The sequence below is a fragment of the Streptomyces otsuchiensis genome (genome assembly GCF_004305975.1).
Classification (GTDB): Bacteria; Actinomycetota; Actinomycetes; order Streptomycetales; family Streptomycetaceae; genus Streptomyces; species Streptomyces otsuchiensis.
This window is the reverse complement of record NZ_BHZI01000493.1, coordinates 1-1,837: the sequence shown is the minus strand read 5'-3', so window position 1 is coordinate 1,837 and position 1,837 is coordinate 1. Positions and strand designations below refer to the sequence as shown.

The 1,837-nt window shown below is 75.8% G+C and carries 2 protein-coding genes; both read left to right on the top strand.

The annotated features are described in order from the left end of the window. On the top strand, positions 1–786 hold a 786-nt coding region (locus E0D90_RS25375; protein ID WP_438827453.1), incomplete at its 5' end, for a GNAT family N-acetyltransferase. 150 nt (positions 787–936) lie between these two features. Next, the coding region (locus E0D90_RS25370) for a metallophosphoesterase family protein (protein WP_130800253.1) at positions 937–1,837 on the top strand (901 nt) is incomplete at its 3' end.

The following is a 1,837-nucleotide window of genomic DNA, read 5'->3' as shown; positions in this document are numbered from 1 at the left end:
CCCCGCCACCGCGGAGCAACCGTGAGCACCCCCGCGTTCCGCCGCTGCGCCGGTTTCCTCGCCGCCTTCGCCCACCGCCGCGCCGCGACCACCGTCCCCCTGCCCGGCGGGTTCGCCGCGCTCGACGACGCCTTCCCGTACTCCCACGACGACAACCAGATCCTGATCACGGGCCCCACCGACGCCCGCGCCCTCCCCGACCTCGCCGACACCCACCTCGGCCACCTCTGGCACCGGCTCATCACCGTCCTCGACCCACACGCTGCCGACGCCTGCGCCCCCGTCCTGACCGCCGCCGGCTACGAGCACGCCGTGATCCTGGTCATGACCCACGCAGGCACACCGCCCGCCGCCGCACCCCACGTCCATGACGTCGCCCACGCGCGGCTGCGCCCGGCCCTGACCCGCAGCTGGCGCACGCTCCTGCCCGACGCCCCGGCCGACGCCGTGCGGCAACTGGTGGAACGGCGCACCGCGCGGCTCCGTGGCGCCGACACCGTCCACTTCCTCGCCGCCTCCACCCCCGACGGCCAGGTCGCCGCCTGGGCCGACCTCTACCTCGACCGCGCCACGGGCACCGCGCAGATCGAGGACGTCCGCACCGCCGACGTACACCAGCGTGCCGGCCACGGTGACGCCGTCCTGGCCACCGCGCTCCGCCGCGCCGCAGAGAGCGGAGGCACCACCCGCTTCCTCCTCGCCGAGGCCGACGACTGGCCCCGGCACTGGTACGCGCGGCGCGGCTTCGGCGTCACCGGCGAGGTGCACGCCTTCCTGCGCGCCTGAGCGGCGCACCCGCCCAACGGCCTGTCCCAGCCCCGGTCCGCCGGCCGCCGGCGGGCGGTCCCCGGCCCGCCCGAGGGGGCTGGTAGCGTGCGGCACCGGGCGTCCGCCGCCCGGTCCGGACGGGGAGTTGACGACCACGGGGGCGCCGCCATGCGACTGCTGCACACCTCCGACTGGCACCTGGGACGCGGCCTGCACCGCGTCTCCCTCCTCGACGCCCAGCGTGACGCCCTGGAGCACCTGGTGCGCGTCGCCGTCGAGCGTGAGGTGGACGCCGTCCTGGTCGCCGGCGACGTCTACGACCGGGCCGTCCCGCCGCTGCCCGCCGTCCGCCTCTTCGACGACGTCCTGCACCGGCTCGCCGGACACCGCGTCCCGGCCGTGATCATCTCGGGCAACCACGACTCCCCGCACCGCCTCGGTGTCGCCGCCGGACTCATCGGCCGCGCCGGCATCCACCTGCGCACCGACCCCGCCGCCTGCGGCACCCCGGTCGTTCTCGCCGACCAGCACGGCCCGGTCGCCCTCTACGGCATCCCCTACCTCGAACCGGCGCTGACCCGCGAGGAGTTCGGGACGGACAGGGCCGGTCACCGTGAGGTGCTGAGCGCGGCCACCGACCGGATCCGCGCCGACCTCGCCACCCGGCCGCCCGGCACCCGGTCCGTCGTCCTCGCCCACGCCTTCGTCACCGGGGGCGTCGGATCCGACAGCGAACGCGACATCACCGCCGGCGGCGCCTCCGCCGTACCCGCCTCCCTCTTCGACGGCATCGACTACACCGCCCTCGGCCACCTCCACGGCGCCCAGACCATCACCGAACGCGTCCGCTACTCCGGCTCCCCACTCGCCTACTCCTTCTCCGAGGCCGGCCACCGCAAGAGCATGTGGCTGGTGGAGCTCGGCCCCGGCGGCGAGATCGACGCCGAACGCGTCGACTGGCCAGTACCGCGTCCCCTCAGCCGAATCCGCGGCCGGATCGACCGACTCCTCGCCGACCCCGCCCACACCCCGGCCGAACAGCACTGGACCGAGGCGACCCTCACCGACC